This is a genomic window from Streptomyces avidinii, from assembly GCF_014650695.1.
Taxonomy (GTDB): Bacteria; Actinomycetota; Actinomycetes; order Streptomycetales; family Streptomycetaceae; genus Streptomyces; species Streptomyces avidinii.
Genome location: NZ_BMVL01000011.1, coordinates 34,715 through 54,070 on the forward strand (window position 1 = coordinate 34,715; position 19,356 = coordinate 54,070).

Here is a 19,356-nt window from a genome sequence, read left to right on the forward strand (position 1 = left end):
CGGCGTCCGGTGCCGTGGATCGCACGGCGGAGGTCGTCCTCGTACTGGACGTACCGGTGCGGGCCCGACAAGGCAGCGAGGTGCGGTGCCGGGCGCCGCGGGGACGGCAAGATCCGGAAGAGACGGCCTAGATCCGCAGCACGCAGAGTTCCAGCCGGTCGGGTGCCGGACGGTCGGGGCCGCGTACGAGGATCCGTGCGGGCCTGGCGGCGGTCGGACCGGTCTCTTCGGGCGCCGCCCGGGCCGGCGGGACCTGGGCGTGCTCGCCCCAGGCACGCGCGGGGACGGCGGGCGTACCGCCGCGCTCCGGGGCCGCCGGGGCGCAGGCGGGCCCGCCGGTGCCGGTGAACACGGCCGGGTGCAGCCGCGCCGGGCTCGAGTCGGTGGACGGGGCCGGCACACCGGCCGGCCCGTGAGCCGCGGCCGGGACGGTCGCCCCGGCCTGCACCGGACGGGCGGATGTGCTCGCCGCCGCCGGGGCCGCGCAGCCCAGGAGTACCGCCAGCACCACGCCGAGCAGGCTCCAGACGTGGCGGGGGCGGGACAAGGTGGGCTGCCTCTCACTGGGACGACCGACGGACTCGTCCCGAAATGGTACGGGTCCACCCGACAAATGCGTTCGCCACCCGGAGGGCCCAGGTGAGATCCTCGATCAGGTATGTCTACTTCCTTCGCCGCCCTGCAGACGCTTCTCGGTGAGATCTCCCTCCGTGACGCGCACCGCCTCGGCCGCCGCCTCGAGGGCGCCCGCCGTATCCGCAAGCCCGAGGCCAAGCAGGCCGTGCTCGACGAGATCGCTACGGAGGCCACCAGGGCCGCCGAGCGACTGGCCGGCCGTGCCTCGCGGATGCCGGAGGTCACGTATCCCGAGAACCTGCCCGTCAGCCAGAAGAAGGACGAGATCGCCGAGGCGATACGCGACCACCAGGTCGTGATCGTCGCGGGCGAGACCGGCTCCGGCAAGACCACGCAGATCCCCAAGATCTGCATGGAACTGGGCCGCGGCGTCCGGGGCATGATCGGGCACACCCAGCCCCGCCGGATCGCCGCCCGCACGGTCGCGGAGCGGATCGCCGAGGAGCTGAAGTCCGAGATCGGCCAGACGGTCGGCTGGAAGGTCCGCTTCACCGACCAGGTGGACCAGGACGCGACCTTCGTGAAGCTGATGACCGACGGCATCCTGCTCGCCGAGATCCAGACGGACCGCGAGCTGCGCGCGTACGACACGATCATCATCGACGAGGCCCACGAGCGGTCGCTGAACATCGACTTCCTGCTGGGCTACCTGGCCACGCTGCTGCCGAAACGTCCCGACCTCAAGGTCGTCATCACCTCGGCGACCATCGACCCCGAGCGCTTCTCCCGGCATTTCGGCGAGGCACCGATCGTCGAGGTCAGCGGGCGCACGTATCCGGTGGAGGTCCGCTACCGGCCGCTCCTCGAAGACGACTCCGAGGATTCCGACCGCGACCAGATCACCGCGATCTGCGAGGCCGTGGACGAGCTCCAGTCCGAGGGACCGGGCGACATCCTGGTCTTCCTCTCCGGCGAGCGGGAGATCCGCGACACGGCCGATGCCCTGAACAAGCGCAATCTCCGCTTCACCGAGGTGCTCCCCCTCTACGCGCGCCTCTCGCACGCCGAGCAGCACCGCGTCTTCCAGCAGCACACCGGCCGCCGGATCGTCCTGGCCACCAATGTCGCCGAGACCTCGCTGACCGTCCCCGGCATCAAGTACGTGATCGACCCGGGCACCGCCCGGATCTCCCGCTACAGCCACCGCACCAAGGTCCAGCGGCTGCCGATCGAGCGGATCTCGCAGGCCAGCGCCAACCAGCGCAAGGGCCGCTGCGGCCGTACCAGCGACGGCATCTGCATCCGGCTGTACTCCGAGGACGACTTCGAGGCCCGTCCCGAGTTCACCGACGCCGAGATCCTGCGGACGAACCTGGCCTCCGTCATCCTCCAGATGACCGCGGCCGGCCTCGGCGAGATCGAGAAGTTCCCCTTCATCGACCCGCCGGACCACCGCAACATCCGCGACGGCGTGCAGCTGCTCCAGGAGCTCGGCGCGCTGGACCCGGCCGAGAAGGATCCGTCGAAGCGGCTCACCCCGATGGGCCGCCAGCTCTCGCAGCTCCCGGTGGACCCGCGGCTGGCCCGCATGGTCATCGAGGCCGACAAGAACAACTGCGTCCGCGAGGTCATGGTCATCGCGGCGGCACTGTCCATCCAGGACCCGCGCGAGCGCCCCTCGGACAAGCAGACCCAGGCCGACCAGAACCACGCCCGCTTCAAGGACGAGACCAGCGACTTCCTCTCGTTCCTGAACATGTGGCGCTACGTCCGCGAGCAGCAGAAGGAGCGCGGCTCCTCCTCGTTCCGCCGGATGTGCAAGCAGGAGTACCTGAACTTCCTGCGGATCCGCGAGTGGCAGGACATCTACTCGCAGCTGCGCACGGTCGCCAGGAGCATGGGCATCCACGTCAATGAGGCCGATGCCCCCGAGCAGGTCATCCACGTCTCGCTGCTGGCCGGTCTGCTCTCGCACATCGGGCTCAAGGACACCGACAAGAACGAGTACCTCGGTGCCCGCGGCGCCAAGTTCGCGATCTTCCCGGGCTCCTCGCTCTTCAAGAAGCAGCCGAAGTTCGTGATGTCGGCCGAGCTGGTGGAGACCTCGCGGCTGTGGGCCCGGGTGAACGCCAAGGTGGAGCCCGAGTGGGTGGAGCCGCTCGCCCAGCACCTGATCAAGCACACGTACAGCGAGCCGCACTGGGAGAAGGACCAGGCGGCCGTGATGGCGTACGAGAAGGTCACGCTGTACGGCGTGCCGATCGTCGCCCAGCGGAAGATCAACTACGGCCGGATCGATCCCGAGGTCTCGCGCGAGCTCTTCATCCGCAACGCGCTGGTGGAGGGCGACTGGCGCACGCACCACAAGTTCTACGCCGACAACCGCAAGCTCCTCACCGAGGTGGAGGAGCTGGAGAACCGGGCCCGGCGCCGCGACATCGTGGTCGACGACGAGACCCTCTTCGACTTCTACGACCAGAAGATCCCCGCCCACGTGGTGTCCGGGGCGCACTTCGACTCCTGGTGGAAGCACAAGAAGCGCGAGGAGCCCGAACTCCTCGACTTCGAGCGCGAGATGCTGCTGACCGAGAAGGCGGCCGGGGTCACCAAGGCCGACTACCCGGACTCCTGGCGGCAGGGTCAGCTGAAGTTCCGGGTGACCTACCAGTTCGAGCCGGGCGCGGACGCCGACGGCGTGACCGTCCACATCCCGCTCCAGGTGCTGAACCAGGTCACCGACGAGGGGTTCGACTGGCAGATCCCGGGCCTGCGCGAGGAGGTCGTCACCGAGCTGATCCGCTCGCTGCCGAAGCCGATCCGCCGGCACTACGTACCCGCGCCGAACTACGCGGGCCGCTTCCTGGACACCGCGGTACCCCTGCAGGAGCCGCTGCCGGTCACACTGGCGCGCGAGCTCCAGCGGATGGTCGGGGTCCCGGTCTCGGCCGAGGACTTCGACCTCGGACGGATCCCCGACCACCTGAAGATCACCTTCCGGATCATCGACGAGCGCCGCAAGAACCTCGCCGAGGACAAGGACCTGGAGGCCCTGCGGCTGAAGCTGAAGCCGAAGGCCCGCCAGGCCCTCTCCAAGGCCGCCGCGGCCACCGCCGAGCGGGCGGGCGGTGAGTCGGTGGAGCGCACCGGGCTGACCGACTGGACGATCGGCACGCTGACGAAGGTCTTCGAGACCCGCCGGGCGGGCCAGCCCGTGAAGGCGTACCCGGCGCTGGTGGACCAGGGCGCGACCGTCTCCGTACGGCTCTTCGACACCGAGGCCGAGCAGCAGCAGGCGATGTGGCTGGGGACCCGGCGGCTCATCCTGCTGAACATCCCGGTGAACCCGGCGAAGTTCGCCTCGGACCACCTGACCAACCAGCAGAAGCTGGCCCTGTCCAGGAACCCGCACGGCTCCATCCAGGCGCTCTTCGACGACTGCGCGACCGCGGCCACCGACCGGCTGATCGCCGACCACGGGGGCCCGGCCTGGGACGAGGCGGGCTTCCGCAAGCTCTACGAGGCCGTCCGCGCCGACCTGGTGGACACGACCGTGCGTACGGTCGGCCAGGTGCAGCAGGTGCTGGCCGCCTGGCAGGCCTGTGAGCGCCGCCTGAAGGCCACGGGCAGCCTGGCGCTGGTCGCGAACATCCAGGACGTCAAGACGCAGCTGGCGGCCCTCATGCCGGCCGGCTTCGTCACGCTCACCGGGCTGCGCCGGCTGCCGGACCTGATGCGCTACCTGGTGGCGGTGGACCGGCGGCTCCAGCAGATGCCCACGGGCGTCCAGCGCGACACCACGCGCATGGAGAAGGTCCACGAGATGCAGGACGAGTACGCCTGGCTGCTGGAGCAGTTGCCGAAGGGGCGGCCGGTCCCGTCCGCGGTCACCGACATCCGCTGGATGATCGAGGAGCTGCGCGTCAGTTACTTCGCGCACGCGCTCGGGACGGCTTACCCGATCTCCGACAAGCGGATCGTGAAGGCGGTGGATGCGGCGGCGCCGTGACCGGCGCAGCGGTCCGGTTCGACTGCACCCCCTGAGCTGCGGTACAGTCTGATTCGCAGCCGCCGAGCGGCCGCAAAATCAAGGACCTGTGGAGCAGTTGGTTAGCTCGCCACCCTGTCAAGGTGGAGGTCGCGGGTTCAAGTCCCGTCAGGTTCGCAGAAACGTCAGGGCCCGTATCCCTCTGGGGATACGGGCCCTGACGCGTTGGCGGGCGAGGCCGCCCGGGCGGCCTCGGGAGCTGCCCCGGAGTCGCCTCGGGCCCGTGGAGCACCCGTGCCGCCCGTGAACGCGCCGTGCCGTCTCCGGGCCGTCTCCGGGCTCCGGGGCGGCCCTTGAGCGCACCCCCGCCCTCACGACCCCTGCGAGCCGCCGGCGGACCGCCGTTGAACCACCCCTGCACCGCCCATGAAGTGCACGCGAACTGCCCGCGAACCGGAATCCCCCGTTCGCATGAGGCTCCTGGCAATGTGCATCCCCTTTACGGGGTGCATTGCCGGATATACAAGAGTGATCATCTGTGACGGGAGTCACCATATGAGTTTTTGAGACCCATACTTTTATCGCACCCATACGCCTGCTCGATAGAATATGTGCAATGGCACCCACCCTGCCGGAGTCCCCGCACGCGCCTCGCGACCGCCCTGACCTGGGCATAAAAAAGATCGCGCTGGACCCGGCGGAGTCCAGCGCGATCGAACGACCTGAGAGCCTGTTGGGGCAGGCTCGGCCGTATGAAGCTATGTGGGTTTCATCGGATTGGGGGACCCGACATAAACCCGTTAAAGCGGGGTGTTTACGCGACCTCAGGCTTCGCTGCGCTGCTGCGGAATTCCCGCGAGCAGTGCGCGAACCTCGGCCTCGCGGTACCGGCGGTGTCCACCCAGGGTGCGGATGGACGTGAGCTTGCCAGCCTTGGCCCAGCGGGTGACCGTCTTCGGGTCCACGCGGAACATCGTGGCAACCTCAGCCGGGGTCAGCAGCGGCTCGGCATCAGGGGTGCGAGCGGTCATGAGCGGCCTCCTCGGGAGAACCGAACCATCTCGGTTCTTTCCTCTAAATTCTGCACCTTGGCCCGCGTTGCCCGAAATGGACATACGCGGGCCGAGTCGGTTATAGGACGAACGGCTTGTCCTCGGCACTACAACTACACCATCCGTCCAGCCTCGACGGCCAAACCGACGGAATTGCCCTCCGAGGTGTTCATCAGCGGCGGAAGCCGATGGACCGTCCCATAACGGACAGTCACCCCACTGTGACGATCAGTCACAGAGCGATCAGGAGTCGTCAGACCCCCCGTAGAGTGCAATGCCGAGCATTCCGCCCTTAGTTGGGCGGAAGGAACCCTCCCCGGACTCCTTGTCCTATTTTGGCACGAGGGTAGGGGAAGGGCGCAAGGGTGAAGTTAGTGCGGTCCGTCACGCTTGGGCCAATGGCCCGTATCGGGACGTAGGTCCTGGCACTAGGTCCCAAATGGCACGATCAGGCCTCTGATCAGCCAGTATTGGCTGATCGACCGATAGCGCACGATACGTCTGGGGCACCCGAAGGTGAAACCGGCCACATAAGACACTTTCGGCCTAATTCGCGAAAAGTCGCTCCCGGACCGCCCGCCACCGCTCTGCCAGCTCCCCGTACGCCTCGGTCGCGCCCTCCGTGTCCCCGGCCCGCAGGGCCGCGATCCCGGTCGCCAGGTCCCCCGCGGAGCGGTCGGCCGCCAGCCGGTCCGCCGGCAGCGCGTGCAGCAGCCCGCCGTAGTCCAGCTCGACCATCGAGCGCGGATGGAACTCCTCCAGCCAGCTCCCCACCTCCACCAGCCCGTCGGCGAGCATCCCGTACCCCTCCGCGGCGCGCAGGGTCCGCAGCGCCCGGGCGAGCCGCCGCCGCGCCTGCACCATCGGGGTGCGGTAGCGCAGCCGCTCGCCCGGCACGTAGTCCCGCTCCTCGTCGGCCACCAGGACGAACCAGCGCAGCGGGATCTGCCACACCCCCGTACGGATCCAGGGGCGCCCGTCCGGGTTCCGTTCGCGCCAGCGCTCGTAGTCCTCGGCCGCCTGCCGGCGCGCGCCCGGCGGGAGCGCCGCGTCCAGCACCGGGCGCGGGAACCACTCCACCAGTTCCTCCAGGGCGAGCCAGCCGCGGAGCCGGGTACGCCACGGGCACACCAGCAGCACCCCGTCCACCACCGCCGTGAAGGCGTCCGCGCTCTCGTGGGCCGGCACCCCCACCACCGGGACCCGCACCAAATCTGTCAGCGAGCGGCGCAGTTCGTCCTGGGCCGACGGGGCCGCCCCGCGCCGGGCGTAGTCGGACCAGTGCGTGCGCTCCGGCTCGGCGAAAGCGGCCAGGGGCTCATAGACGCGCAGGTAGGAGGCGTACGGGACGGTCGGCGCCGAGCGCGCGGACGGCAGCGGGGCATCGGAGGATTCGCTCACGCTCTCGTACTGCCCTGTTCCGGGGCGCGGTTCACCTCCCGGGTGCCCGCACCCTCCCGTACACCAGGAGTGTTTCGATCCTCGGACAGGTCACCTACGGGCGGCCGACAGGTCTTACTCTGCTCCCAGCACGCCCTCCCCCACCCGCAGGGCGGGCGTCTTTCCGCCGCATCTCTTCCATGGGAGTCACCACCGTGACCGAAATGACCGACGGCGTCCTGCACACCCTGTTCCGTACGGAGCAGGGCGGCCACGAGCAAGTCGTGCTGTGCCAGGACCGCGCCACCGGCCTGAAGGCCGTCATCGCCATCCACTCCACCGCCCTGGGCCCCGCCCTCGGCGGTACGCGCTTCCACGCGTACGCCTCCGACGAGGAGGCCGTCCTCGACGCGCTGAACCTCTCGCGCGGCATGTCGTACAAGAACGCCCTCGCCGGCCTCGACCTCGGCGGCGGCAAGGCCGTGATCATCGGCGACCCCGACGTCCTCAAGAGCGAGGAACTCCTGGAGGCCTACGGGCGGTTCGTGGAGTCCCTCGGCGGCCGCTACGTGACGGCCTGCGACGTCGGCACCTACGTCGCCGACATGGACGTCGTGGCCCGCGAGACCCGCTGGGCGACCGGCCGCTCCCCCGAGAACGGCGGCGCCGGCGACTCTTCGGTCCTCACCGCCTTCGGCGTATTCCAGGGCATGCGCGCCAGCGCCCAGCACCTGTGGGGCGACCCGACCCTGCGCGGCCGCAAGGTCGGCGTGGCCGGCGTCGGCAAGGTCGGCCACTACCTGGTCGAGCACCTGCTGGAGGACGGCGCCGAGGTCGTGATCACGGACGTGCGCGAGGAGTCCGTGCGCCGGATCCTGGACAAGCACCCGGGCAAGGTCACCGCGGTCACCGACACGGACGCGCTGATCCGCACCGAGGGCCTGGACATCTACGCCCCCTGCGCGCTCGGCGGCGCCCTGAACGACGACACCGTCCCGGCGCTGACCGCGACGATCGTGTGCGGCGCGGCGAACAACCAGCTCGCCCACCCGGGCATCGAGAAGGACCTCTCCGACCGCGGGATCCTCTACGCGCCGGACTACGTGGTCAACGCGGGCGGTGTCATCCAGGTCGCCGACGAGCTGCGCGGCTTCGACTTCGACCGCTGCAAGGCCAAGGCCACGAAGATCTTCGACACCACCCTGGAGATCTTTGCTCGCGCGAAGGCGGACGGGATCCCGCCGGCCGCGGCGGCCGACCGGATCGCCGAGCAGCGGATGGCGGACGGCCGCGCCACGCGCGCGGTCTAGGCCCTTACAGGGCTTCCTGGGTGCGCCCGCCGGGGTGCGGCGAGACGGAACTCACTGCACTTCGGCGGGTCGCCCGCCAGGAAAGGGTTAAAATCGCAGCTGACCAGCGAGGACGGGGCGCCTTGTTGGTTCTGCACCGGGGCGCGTCATGCGGGCGGCGTACCGTATGGCCGCGGAAGCAGGTACCGTTAAACCCCTACGGACGGTCTCTCCACGGAGAGCCCGCTCCGAACCATGAACGCGTGTCAGACTCTGGGGCCGTCGAGCCCCGTCACCGAGGGGGTCGAGCCATGGGGCGCGGCCGGGCAAAGGCCAAGCAGACGAAGGTCGCCCGCCAGCTGAAGTACAGCAGCGGCGGGACTGACTTGTCGCGTCTGGCCAACGAGCTGGGCGCATCGACCGCGGAACCGCTGCCTGTCAGCGAGCCGGTCGAGGTAGACGACGACGAGCTGGACGAGGACGACCCGTACGCTCGGTACGCGGACCTCTACAACAGCGATGACGACGACGAGGACGAAGAGTCCGGGCCGTCGGCACAGCGTCGCGGCGCTTGACGCCCTGAGGCGTCTGCACGGAGCACGACAGACAAGAGACTGAAACCCGGTCCAGGGCATCCGCCCCGGGCCGGGTTTCAGTGCTGCTCAGCTCGCGTAGGAACCGGTCAGGGTCGCGCCCTCGGTGCGGTCGCCGCGGTCCAGGATCTCTCCTGCGACCCACGCGTCGACACCCCGGTCGGCCAGCGCGGTCAGGGCCACGTCCACCGACTCGGCCGGCACGACGGCCATCATGCCGACACCCATGTTCAGGGTCTTCTCCAGCTCCAGCTGCTCCACCTGGCCGGCCTTGCCGACCAGGTCGAAGATCGCGCCGGGGGCCCAGGTCGTACGGTCGACCGTGGCGTGCAGGTGGTCCGGGATGACCCGGGCCAGGTTCGCCGCGAGGCCGCCGCCGGTGATGTGCGAGTAGGCGTGCACCTCGGCCGTACGGGTGAGGGCCATGCAGTCCAGCGAGTAGATCTTGGTGGGCTCCAGGAGCTCCTCGCCGAGGGTCCGGCCGAGCTCCTCCACGTGCTGGTCGAGCGACATGCCGGCGCGGTCGAAGAGGACGTGCCGGACCAGCGAGTACCCGTTCGAGTGAAGGCCGGACGAAGCCATCGCGATGACGGCGTCACCCGTACGGATGCGATCCGCGCCGAGCAGGCGGTCGTACTCGACGACGCCCGTTCCGGCACCCGCCACGTCGAAGTCGTCCGGACCCAGCAGGCCGGGGTGCTCGGCGGTCTCGCCGCCCACCAGGGCGCAGCCGGCGAGGACGCAGCCCTCGGCGATGCCCTTGACGATGGCCGCGACACGCTCGGGGTGCACCTTGCCGACGCAGATGTAGTCGGTCATGAAGAGCGGCTCGGCGCCGCAGACGACGATGTCGTCCATGACCATCGCCACCAGGTCGTGGCCGATGGTGTCGTACACGCCGAGCTGGCGGGCGATGTCCACCTTGGTGCCGACGCCGTCGGTGGCCGAGGCGAGCAGCGGGCGCTCGTAGCGCTTGAGGGCGGAGGCGTCGAAGAGGCCGGCGAAGCCGCCGAGGCCACCGAGGACCTCGGGGCGCTGCGTCTTCTTCACCCACTCCTTCATCAGCTCGACGGCGCGGTCGCCCGCTTCGATGTCCACGCCTGCGGCTGCGTAGCTGGCACCGGTGGTCTTCTCTGTCATGACAGGAGAGAGCTTTCGTGTCGTTACTGCGTGTGGTGCCGGGCCCTGGGAGAAGCCTCAAAGACAGGGCCCGGCGCAGGTTGAGCCAGGGCTACGGGCGACGGAGCGCGTCGGCGGCGTCCGTGCCGCCCGCGAGCTCGGACTCCAGCAGCTGCTTGCCCAGGAGCTGCGGGTCGGGCAGCTCCATCGGGTACTCGCCGTCGAAGCAGGCACGGCAGAGATTGGGCTTCTGGATGGTGGTCGCCTCGATCATCGCGTCGAGCGAGATGTAGGAGAGCGAGTCCGCGCCCATCGACGTGGCGATCTCGTCGACCGTCATGCCGTTGGCGATCAGCTCGGCCCGGGTGGCGAAGTCGATGCCGAAGAAGCACGGCCACTTCACCGGCGGCGAGGAGATCCGGATGTGGACCTCGGCCGCGCCGGCCTCGCGGAGCATCTTGACCAGGGCGCGCTGGGTGTTGCCGCGGACGATCGAGTCGTCGACGACCACCAGGCGCTTGCCCCGGATGACTTCCTTGAGGGGGTTGAGCTTGAGCCGGATGCCGAGCTGGCGGATCGTCTGCGAGGGCTGGATGAAGGTCCGGCCCACGTAGGCGTTCTTGACCAGGCCGACGCCGTACGGAATCCCGCTGGCCTCGGCGTAACCGACGGCGGCCGGCGTGCCGGACTCCGGCGTCGATATCACCAGGTCGGCGTCGACCGGGGCTTCCTTGGCCAGGCGCCGGCCCATCTCGACACGCGAGAGGTAGACGTTCCGGCCGGCGATATCGGTGTCCGGGCGCGCCAGGTAGACGTACTCGAACACACAGCCCTTGGGCTTTGCTTCCGCGAAGCGTGAGGTGCGCAGGCCGTTCTCGTCGATCGCGATGAGCTCGCCCGGCTCGACCTCGCGGACGAAGCTGGCGCCGCAGATGTCGAGGGCGGCGGTCTCACTCGCGACCACCCAGCCGCGCTCCAGGCGGCCGAGGACCAGCGGGCGGATGCCCTGCGGGTCACGGGCGGTGTAGAGGGTCCCCTCGTCCATGAAGACGAGCGAGAAGGCGCCCTTGACCTGAGGAAGGACCTTGGTGGCCGACTCCTCGATGGTCAGGGGCTTGCCCTCGTCGTCGGTCTGACCGGCGAGCAGGGCAGTGACCAGGTCGGTGTCATTGGTGGCGGCCACCTGGGTGGCGCGGCCGTCCTGACGGGGGAGGTCGGCGACCATCTCGGCAAGCTCGGCGGTGTTCACCAGGTTGCCGTTGTGACCCAGGGCAATGGAGCCGTGGGCGGTCGCACGGAAGGTCGGCTGGGCGTTCTCCCAGACGGAGGCCCCGGTGGTCGAATAGCGGGCGTGACCGACCGCGATATGACCTTGGAGCGAGCCGAGAGAGGTTTCGTCGAAGACTTGGGAAACGAGGCCCATGTCCTTGAAGACGAGGATCTGGGAACCGTTGCTCACAGCGATTCCCGCGGACTCTTGTCCACGGTGCTGCAGCGCATACAGTCCGAAGTAGGTGAGCTTGGCGACCTCTTCACCCGGAGCCCAGACACCGAAGACGCCGCAAGCGTCCTGGGGGCCCTTTTCGCCGGGGAGCAGGTCGTGGTTGAGTCGTCCATCACCACGAGGCACGCTTCCGAGTGTAGGCGAGATCGACCACTGGTCCGAATTGGGGACGGCCGGGAAATGTCACAGCACAGAGGGTGACCGATCCATTCCGTCTCGGTATCCGGAATGCCCTTGTTGACAGGCCCACGGGCATTCGTACAGGCTCTCGGCCCATGCAGCCCCTCGGTGACCGAACCGTCACCCTCGTCGAGCGCCGGCACGTGGACCTTGTCCGTGTCGCGAGCGCCATCTGTCGCTGTTCTGCGTAGTCACACGCCGTTTTCGTTCTTTTCCTTTCCTGATCCCTGCCCGAGCCTGCCCTGCCGTGCCGCGCGCCGTCCCGCGCCGCCCGGGGCCGGCCGGTGGGCCATGCCTTGGAGTACCTGTGACCTCGTACGAACCCAACCTGTCCCGGCGCGCCTTCGGCGGCGCGGTCGGCGTGAGCGCGGCCGCCGCGGCGGTGGGGCTGGGCGCCTCCCCGGCCGCTGCCGCTCCGGCCCCCGAGGCGGTGGCCGGGACCGGGCAGAACGCGCCGCAGGAGCGGGAGTTCCGGGCCGGCCGGCACCGGCCGTCGCGCCGGCCGAACATCCTGTTCATCCTGGGTGACGACCTGGGCTGGGCCGACCTCTCCTCGTACGGCTCCCCGCACATCGAGACCCCGAACCTGGACCGCCTCGCCCGCCAGGGCGTCCGGTTCACCGACGCCTACTCGGGTTCCGCAACCTGCTCGCCGACCCGGTTCAGCCTGTACACCGGGCGCTACCCGGCCCGTACCAAGGGCGGGCTGGCCGAGCCGATCGCCGACAAGTCGGCCGGTCTGGACCCCACTCACCCGACGCTGGCCTCGCTGCTGAAGTCCGTCGGCTACTCCACCGCGTTGATCGGCAAGTGGCACGCGGGCTACCTGCCCGACTACAGCCCGACCAAGTCCGGCTGGGACGAGTTCTTCGGCAACTTCGGCGGGGCGCTGGAGTACTACTCCAAGCTGGGCCTGGGCGGTGAGTACGACCTCTACGAGGGCGACGCCGAGTACAAGGACCTGCGCTACTACACCCGGATCATCACCGAGCGGGCGAGCGAGTACGTCTCCCGCGACCACCACGGCAAGCCGTGGCTGCTGAACCTCAACTTCACCACCCCGCACTGGCCGTGGATCGCCGACGGGGACACCGAACAGAGCGCCGAGATCGTCCGGCGGATCAAGGCGGGCGACGGGCGCGCCCTGTGGCACCAGGACGGCGGCTCGGTCGAGAAGTACAAGGAGATGGTCGAGGACCTCGACCGCTCGGTCGGCAAGGTGCTCGCAGCGCTGAAGCGTTCGGGCCAGGAGGAGGACACCCTCGTGGTCTTCTCCAGCGACAACGGCGGCGAGCGCTTCTCGTACAACTGGCCGCTGTCCGGCAACAAGGCCTCCCTCCAGGAGGGCGGGATCCGGGTGCCGAACATCGCGCGCTGGCCCGCCCGGCTGGACGGCGGCCAGGTCAGCCACGTCCCGGTGTTCAGCCCGGACTGGACGGCGACGCTGCTGGAGGTCGCCGGGGCCCGCCCGCACCCGGCCTACCCGCTGGACGGGGTGAGCCTGGCCGGATACCTGCTGCGCGGCGAGAAGGTGGCCGAGCGGGACCTGTTCTGGCGGGTGCGGGGCGAGCGCGCGCTGCGCCGCGGGGACTGGAAGTACTACCGCGGCAAGACGGGCAGGGACCAGCTGTTCAACCTGGCCGGGGACCTCCGCGAGCAGGCCGACAGGGTTGCCGTGGAGCCGGCCCGGCTCGCCGCGCTGCGGGCGGCCTGGGAAAAGGTCGACGCCGGCCTCCTGCCCTACCCGGCCTGAGCCCCGGTCCCTCGGACGCGGCGGGTCATTCCGCGGCCGAGGCCGCCTTCGCGCTCAGGCCCTTGCCGTCGGCCGCGGTCAGGGTGAGGGTCCGGCCCTCGGTCTTCGCGGTCAGCGGGCCGCTGCCGAACAGCTCGGTCAGCGCCCGCTCGACGTCGCCCACCGGGCCCTCGCAGGCCATTCGGGTCGAGGTGATCGGCCCGAAGGTGACCGTGGAGCCCTCCACGGTCACCTTGGCGCTGAACCGGTTGCAGCCCAGGTTGCCGCTCACCGCGAGGTCCGGGGCGATGGTGAACCGGGCCTTCCCGGCCGCCTCGGCGGGCAGGGAGGCCGAGGTCGCTCCGCTGACCAGGGACTCCACGGTCCAGGGGGTCGTGGTGAGCGGGGCGTCTGCGGCGGGGGGTGCCGAGGTCATGGCGATGGTGCTCCCGTCGGCGGTCTTCAGGGTGAGCCGGTCGGGGCCCCGGTCGATCGTCAGCTTCCCCTGGAACAGCTTGGCGAAGGCCGTCTCGAACTCCATGTCCGCGCAGGCCATGGTGGTCGAGAGACCGGGCGTGACGTTCACCGAGGAGGGGCCGGCGAAGGCGACCACCGCGGTGAATCCGTTGCAGCCGTAGTTCCCCTTGGCCTGGTTCTGCCCGAACTCCAGCCGGGCGGAATCAGGCGCGTGCAGCGTGCGACCGCCCGTGGTCAGGGACTCGACGGCCCAGGAGCCGACGGGGTCGGGGAGCGGGGCGCTCCCGCCGGCCTCTTCCCGGCCGCAGCCGGCGACGGCGAGCGCGAGTACGAGGGCCAGGCCCGCGGAGGTGTGGACGTGCCGGAAGGTACGCATGCCCCTGGGACGGACCGGGCGCCGGAGCGGTTCCACCGCGGCCGCCCCCCCTCAGCTCATCAGCGGGAGCAGCGCCGACAGGTCGGCCCGCTCGCCGCTGGCCCGTACGTGCGCCTCGTCGAGGGCCGCGGCCCATCCCGTACGGCCCGTCGCGAGCCGGATCCAGGTCAGCGGGTCGGTCTCGACCACGTTCGGCGGGGTGCCGCGGGTGTGCCGCGGGCCCTCGATGCACTGGACCACCGCGAAGGGCGGTACGCGTACCTCGACCGAACCGCCCGGCGCCTTCAGCGCGAGGGCGTCGGCGAGGAGCCGCGTGCAGGCGGCCAGGGCCTGCCGCTCGATCGGGATGTCCAGTCCGGCGGCCCGGTTCAGGTCGTCGGTGTGGACCACCAGTTCCACGGTCCGGGTGACCAGGAAGTCGGCCAGGGTCATGTCCCCGATCCACAGGTCCAGCACGCGGTCGCCGGAATGCGCCGCGAGCGCCCCGGCCATCCTGGCCGCCGCGCGGGAGTACAGCTCGGGCAGCGGGGCACCCGTGAGGGCCTCCCGGGCCGCCTCGGAGATCTTCCCGGCGAGGGAGGCCGTGGCGAAGGGCCATTCGACGGCCGACAACTCGACGACCGCGGCGGGCGGCCGGGCCAGGCCACCGGCCAGCGAGTCGGCGATCCAGGCGATGTGCGCGGCGAGTTCGGCGACGCTCCAGTCACCGAGCCCGCTGGGCCGCTCCAGCTGCTCGGGCCCCAACTCCCCGACGGCACGGCCGACATGCGCGAACTGCGCGGTGACGGCCGCCCGGATCCGGGCGGGGTCGTAGGTACGCGGCTTCTTCCCTCGGGGCGGCATGGCCCCGACCCTACTGGCAGCCACGAGCCCCCGGCCGGAGGACCGGTCGGGGGCTCGTGGCGCGGACGGTGGGATCAGGCCAGCAGGGCCGGGATCGTCGTCTCGTGGGCCTCGCGGAGCTCGGCCAGCGGGAGCGTGAACTCGCCCTGGATCTCGATCTCCTCGCCGTCCACCACACCGATGCGGGCGACCGGCAGGCCCCGCGCACCGCACATGTCGGTGAAGCGGAGCTCCTCGCTGCGCGGGACGGCCACGATGGCGCGGCCCGCGGACTCGGAGAACAGGAAGGTGAAGGCGTCCAGGCCCTCGGGAACCACGATCCGGGCACCGTTGCCACCGCGCAGGCAGGACTCGGTGAGCGCCTGGATCACGCCGCCGTCGGACAGGTCGTGCGCGGCGTCGATCATGCCGTCGCGCGAGGCGGAGATCAGGATCTCGGCGAGCAGCTTCTCGCGGCCCAGGTCCACCTTCGGCGGCATGCCGCCCAGGTGGTCGTGGACGACCTGGGACCAGGCCGAACCGCCGAACTCCTCGGCTGTGTCGCCCAGCAGGTACAGCAGCTGGCCGGCCTCCGCGAACGCCATCGGCGTGCGGCGGTTGACGTCGTCGATCACACCGAGGACCGCCACGACGGGGGTCGGGTGGATCGCGATGTCGCCCGTCTGGTTGTAGAGGGAGACGTTGCCGCCGGTCACCGGGGTGCCCAGCTCCAGGCAGCCGTCCGCCAGCCCGCGGCAGGCCTCGGCGAACTGCCACATGACGTCCGGGTCCTCGGGGGAACCGAAGTTCAGGCAGTCGGAGATGGCCAGCGGCTTGGCGCCGGTCGCCGCCACGTTGCGGTACGACTCCGCCAGCGCCAGCTGCGCGCCCGTGTACGGGTCGAGCTTGGCGAAGCGGCCGTTGCCGTCGGTGGACATGGCCACGCCGAGGTTGGACTCCTCGTCGATGCGGACCATGCCGGCGTCCTCGGGCTGCGAGAGCACGGTGTTGCCCTGCACGAAGCGGTCGTACTGGTCGGTGACCCAGGACTTGGAGGCCTGGTTCGGGGAGGAGACCAGCGCGAGGACCTGGGCGCGCAGCTCCTCGGAGGTCTGCGGGCGCGGCAGCTTGCCGGCGTCGTCCGCCTGGAGCGCGTCCTGCCAGGAGGGGCGCGCGTAGGGGCGGTTGTAGACGGGGCCCTCGTGGGCGACGGTGCCCGGAGGCACGTCCACGATCTGCTCGCCGTGCCAGAAGATCTCCAGGCGCTCGCCCTCGGTCACCTCACCGATGACGGTGGCGATGACGTCCCACTTCTCGCAGATCTCCATGAAGCGGTCGACGTGCTGCGGCTCGACGATCGCGCACATGCGCTCCTGCGACTCGCTCATGAGGATTTCCTCGGGCGAGAGCGTCGCGTCGCGCAGCGGCACGGTGTCCAGCTCGACCCGCATGCCGCCGGAACCGGCGGAGGCGAGCTCGGAGGTCGCGCAGGAGAGCCCGGCGCCGCCGAGGTCCTGGATGCCCGCGACCAGCTTCTCCTTGAAGATCTCCAGGGTGCACTCGATGAGGAGCTTCTCCTGGAAGGGGTCGCCCACCTGCACCGCGGGGCGCTTGGTCGGCTTGGTGTCGTCGAAGGTCTCCGAGGCGAGGACCGAGACGCCGCCGATGCCGTCGCCGCCGGTGCGGGCGCCGTAGAGGATGACCTTGTTGCCGGGGCCGGAGGCCTTGGCGAGGTGGATGTCCTCGTGCTTCATGACGCCGATGCAGCCGGCGTTGACGAGCGGGTTGCCCTGGTAGCAGGCGTCGAAGACGACCTCGCCGCCGATGTTGGGCAGGCCCAGGCAGTTGCCGTAGCCGCCGATGCCCGCGACGACGCCGGGCAGGACGCGCCGGGTGTCGGGGTGGTCGGCGGCGCCGAAGCGCAGCGGGTCCACGACCGCGACCGGGCGGGCGCCCATCGCGAGGATGTCGCGGACGATGCCGCCGATGCCGGTGGCCGCGCCCTGGTAGGGCTCGATGTAGGACGGGTGGTTGTGCGACTCGACCTTGAAGGTGACCGCGTAGCCCTGGCCGACGTCGACGACGCCGGCGTTCTCGCCGATGCCGACGAGCATGGCGTCGTTCTGGGGGGCCTTCTCACCGAACTGCTTCAGGTGGACCTTGCTGCTCTTGTACGAGCAGTGCTCGGACCACATGACGGAGTACATGGCGAGCTCGGCGCCCGTGGGGCGGCGGCCGAGGATCTCCCGGATCCGGGCGTACTCGTCCTCCTTGAGGCCGAGTTCCTTCCACGGCTGGGAGGAGTCCGGGGTCTCGGTGGCGTTCTTGACGGTGTCGAGGGTCATGCGGAAACCAGCTTCTTCAGGACCGACGTGAAGAACGGGAGGCCGTCGGTGCGGCCGGTCCCGATCAGCGGCTCGACCGCGTGCTCGGGGTGCGGCATGAGGCCGACGATGTTGCCCGCGGCGTTGGTGATGCCGGCGATGTCGCGCAGCGAACCGTTCGGGTTGCCGTCCAGGTAGCGGAAGGCCACGCGGCCCTCGGCCTCCAGTTCGTCGAGCGTGCGCTCGTCGGCGGTGTAGCGGCCGTCCATGTTCTTGAGCGGTACGGAGATCTCCTGGCCGGCGGTGTAGTCGCCGGTCCACGCGGTCTCCGCGTTCTCCACCTGCAGCTTCTGGTCGCGGCAGATGAAGTGCAGGTGGTTGTTCCGGAGCATCGCCCCCGGCAGCAGGTGGGCCTCGGTGAGGACCTGGAAGCCGTTGCAGATGCCCAGGACGGGCATGCCGCCCCTGGCCTGCTCGATGATGGTCTCCATCACCGGCGAGAAGCGGGAGATGGCCCCGGCGCGCAGGTAGTCCCCGTAGGAGAAGCCGCCCGCGAGGACGACCGCGTCGACCTGGTGCAGGTCCTTGTCGCGGTGCCACAGCGAGACCGGCTCGGCGCCCGCGAGGCGGACGGCGCGCAGCGAGTCACGGTCGTCGAGCGTTCCGGGGAACGTGACGACTCCGATGCGAGTGGTCACCGTCAGGCCTCGACCTTCACGGTGAAGTCTTCGATGACGGTGTTGGCGAGGAACGTTTCGGCCATCTTGTGGATGCGGTCGAGGGCGGCCTGGTCGACCGGTCCCTCCACCTCGAGCTCGAAGCGCTTCCCCTGGCGGACGTCGGCGATCCCCTCGAAGCCCAGGCGCGGCAGTGCACGCTGCACCGCCTGGCCCTGGGGGTCGAGGATCTCCGGCTTGAGCATGACGTCGACTACGACGCGTGCCATCGGGCACTCCCGTGTGGTGGTTGGTGCGAAGGCGGTTCCATCAGCGTACCCGGCCAAAATTTCTACGCGCATAGATATCCCGGGGCCGCGATCACCGGGCCGTTTCGGCTTCACCAACGCTTCGCAAAATCCCCCGGAAAACCACGCGCCCGGCATTGCGGCGGGACACGCGGAGAGAATTAACTGGGCTTCGCAATGCAATGGGAATCGAGGTACAAAGGAATCACTCCGGATTCCGGATGAAAGTTGCATTGCCCCGAAACATCCACACAGGCGACATCACCGCACGTCAGCAGGTGGTGACGTCGCACGAAGGGACCGATATCCGTGGTGCAGCGCGTAGTAGTCACGCTCTCCGACGACATCGATGGCGGGGAAGCGGCGGAAACGGTCGCGTTCGCTCTGGACGGTAAGTCGTACGAGATCGACCTCAATGTGGCGAACGCAAAGAAACTGCGGAAGGGGCTGGCCCCCTTCGTGGCCGCCGGCCGTCGCCAGTCCCGCTCGGGGAAGGCCTTCAAGCACACCTCCGTCGCCCCCGACCCGGCGGTCGTCCGCGCCTGGGCCCGGTCGAACCAGTACGAGGTGCCGCCGCGGGGCCGCATCCCGAAGAAGATCTACGAGGCCTACAACGCGGCCCACTGAGCGTCGATTTGCCATGCACCCCCATCCGTCGGCTAGTGTGTGGATCACGCCAAGGGGCCAGGCCGCAGGTCAAAGCCTCCGAGGTCGTGCGGGTGTAGTTCAGTAGCAGAACATCCCTCTTCCAGAGGGAAGGCGCAGTGTGCGATCCCTGTCACCCGCTCTGCATCACTTCCGAACCACTGCTGTGGATCGGGTAGAGTGATGCACGCATCGCCTCGCGGCAATGCAGTGCATGCGGACGTAGCTCAGTTGGTAGAGCACCACCTTGCCAAGGTGGATGTCGCGCGTTCGAGTCGCGTCGTCCGCTCTGTATGCAGAAGGCCCCGATCATTGCGATCGGGGCCTTCTTCGTTTTC

16 protein-coding genes and 3 tRNA genes are annotated in these 19,356 nt (G+C 69.7%); 9 read left to right on the forward strand and 10 right to left on the reverse strand.

The window, feature by feature from the left end; all coding sequences use genetic code 11:
• Positions 1–127: 127 nt before the first annotated feature.
• Complete coding sequence (locus IE257_RS26290; protein ID WP_189972402.1) at positions 128–547, reverse strand: hypothetical protein; 420 nt, start codon at positions 545–547, stop codon at positions 128–130.
• 111 nt (positions 548–658) lie between these two features.
• Here IE257_RS26290 and hrpA point away from each other — a divergent pair, with 111 nt between their 5' ends.
• Positions 659–4,582: an ATP-dependent RNA helicase HrpA gene (hrpA, locus tag IE257_RS26295; RefSeq protein ID WP_189972403.1), complete on the forward strand. Its 3,924-nt coding sequence runs from the start codon at positions 659–661 to the stop codon at positions 4,580–4,582.
• 82 nt (positions 4,583–4,664) lie between these two features.
• A tRNA-Asp gene (locus IE257_RS26300) sits at positions 4,665–4,738 on the forward strand.
• Between the two features lie 647 nt (positions 4,739–5,385).
• Here IE257_RS26300 and bldC read toward each other — a convergent pair.
• Positions 5,386–5,592, reverse strand: coding sequence for a developmental transcriptional regulator BldC (gene bldC / locus IE257_RS26305; RefSeq protein WP_003949541.1), 207 nt, complete (start codon positions 5,590–5,592; stop codon positions 5,386–5,388).
• Positions 5,593–6,159: 567 nt separating this feature from the next.
• Positions 6,160–7,014 carry a DUF8083 family protein gene (locus IE257_RS26310; protein WP_189972404.1) on the reverse strand — a complete coding sequence of 285 codons (855 nt, stop codon included), beginning with the start codon at positions 7,012–7,014 and terminating at the stop codon, positions 6,160–6,162.
• 194 nt (positions 7,015–7,208) lie between these two features.
• Between IE257_RS26310 and IE257_RS26315 the strand changes: the two genes are divergently transcribed.
• A complete protein-coding gene (locus IE257_RS26315) occupies positions 7,209–8,303 on the forward strand; it encodes a Leu/Phe/Val dehydrogenase (protein WP_189972405.1) in 1,095 nt (364 codons plus the stop codon).
• 290 nt (positions 8,304–8,593) lie between these two features.
• The gene (locus IE257_RS26320; RefSeq protein WP_030390150.1) at positions 8,594–8,857 is read left to right on the forward strand and encodes a DUF3073 domain-containing protein; all 264 of its coding nucleotides are present in this window, start codon (positions 8,594–8,596) and stop codon (positions 8,855–8,857) included.
• 87 nt (positions 8,858–8,944) lie between these two features.
• Here the strand turns inward: IE257_RS26320 and purM are convergent, their stop codons facing one another.
• The gene (gene purM / locus IE257_RS26325) at positions 8,945–10,015 is read right to left on the reverse strand and encodes a phosphoribosylformylglycinamidine cyclo-ligase (RefSeq protein WP_189972406.1); all 1,071 of its coding nucleotides are present in this window, start codon (positions 10,013–10,015) and stop codon (positions 8,945–8,947) included.
• A 91-nt stretch (positions 10,016–10,106) separates the two neighbouring features.
• Entirely contained in the window at positions 10,107–11,624 is a 1,518-nt protein-coding gene (gene purF, locus IE257_RS26330; protein WP_189972407.1) for an amidophosphoribosyltransferase, read from the reverse strand.
• Positions 11,625–11,773: 149 nt separating this feature from the next.
• Between purF and IE257_RS39520 the strand changes: the two genes are divergently transcribed.
• On the forward strand, positions 11,774–11,869 hold the full coding sequence (locus IE257_RS39520; RefSeq protein WP_324617183.1) for a putative leader peptide: 96 nt from the start codon (positions 11,774–11,776) through the stop codon (positions 11,867–11,869).
• Positions 11,870–11,985: 116 nt separating this feature from the next.
• Complete coding sequence (locus tag IE257_RS26335; RefSeq protein ID WP_229920669.1) at positions 11,986–13,431, forward strand: sulfatase-like hydrolase/transferase; 1,446 nt, start codon at positions 11,986–11,988, stop codon at positions 13,429–13,431.
• A 25-nt stretch (positions 13,432–13,456) separates the two neighbouring features.
• Here IE257_RS26335 and IE257_RS26340 read toward each other — a convergent pair whose 3' ends face one another.
• From IE257_RS26340 to purS, 5 genes are all read right to left on the reverse strand, one after another.
• The gene (locus IE257_RS26340; RefSeq protein ID WP_189972409.1) at positions 13,457–14,263 is read right to left on the reverse strand and encodes an META domain-containing protein; all 807 of its coding nucleotides are present in this window, start codon (positions 14,261–14,263) and stop codon (positions 13,457–13,459) included.
• A 51-nt stretch (positions 14,264–14,314) separates the two neighbouring features.
• Positions 14,315–15,106 (reverse strand): maleylpyruvate isomerase family mycothiol-dependent enzyme, encoded by a 792-nt coding sequence (locus tag IE257_RS26345; protein ID WP_189972410.1) that lies wholly within the window; start codon positions 15,104–15,106, stop codon positions 14,315–14,317.
• A gap of 74 nt (positions 15,107–15,180) precedes the next feature.
• Positions 15,181–17,430 (reverse strand): phosphoribosylformylglycinamidine synthase subunit PurL, encoded by a 2,250-nt coding sequence (purL, locus tag IE257_RS26350; RefSeq protein WP_189972411.1) that lies wholly within the window; start codon positions 17,428–17,430, stop codon positions 15,181–15,183.
• Positions 17,427–18,107 (reverse strand): phosphoribosylformylglycinamidine synthase subunit PurQ, encoded by a 681-nt coding sequence (gene purQ / locus IE257_RS26355; protein WP_189972412.1) that lies wholly within the window; start codon positions 18,105–18,107, stop codon positions 17,427–17,429. The genes purL and purQ overlap by 4 nt, the downstream gene beginning before the upstream one ends.
• Before the next feature lie 2 nt (positions 18,108–18,109).
• A complete protein-coding gene (purS, locus tag IE257_RS26360; RefSeq protein ID WP_030009438.1) occupies positions 18,110–18,355 on the reverse strand; it encodes a phosphoribosylformylglycinamidine synthase subunit PurS in 246 nt (81 codons plus the stop codon).
• Between the two features lie 327 nt (positions 18,356–18,682).
• Between purS and IE257_RS26365 the strand changes: the two genes are divergently transcribed.
• The 3 genes from IE257_RS26365 to IE257_RS26375 all read left to right on the forward strand — a co-directional run bounded on the left by IE257_RS26365 (position 18,683) and on the right by IE257_RS26375 (position 19,307).
• Positions 18,683–19,000 carry a histone-like nucleoid-structuring protein Lsr2 gene (locus IE257_RS26365; RefSeq protein WP_189972413.1) on the forward strand — a complete coding sequence of 106 codons (318 nt, stop codon included), beginning with the start codon at positions 18,683–18,685 and terminating at the stop codon, positions 18,998–19,000.
• An 88-nt stretch (positions 19,001–19,088) separates the two neighbouring features.
• Positions 19,089–19,160, forward strand: a tRNA-Gly gene (locus tag IE257_RS26370).
• A 74-nt stretch (positions 19,161–19,234) separates the two neighbouring features.
• Positions 19,235–19,307, forward strand: a tRNA-Gly gene (locus IE257_RS26375).
• Positions 19,308–19,356: the final 49 nt, after the last annotated feature.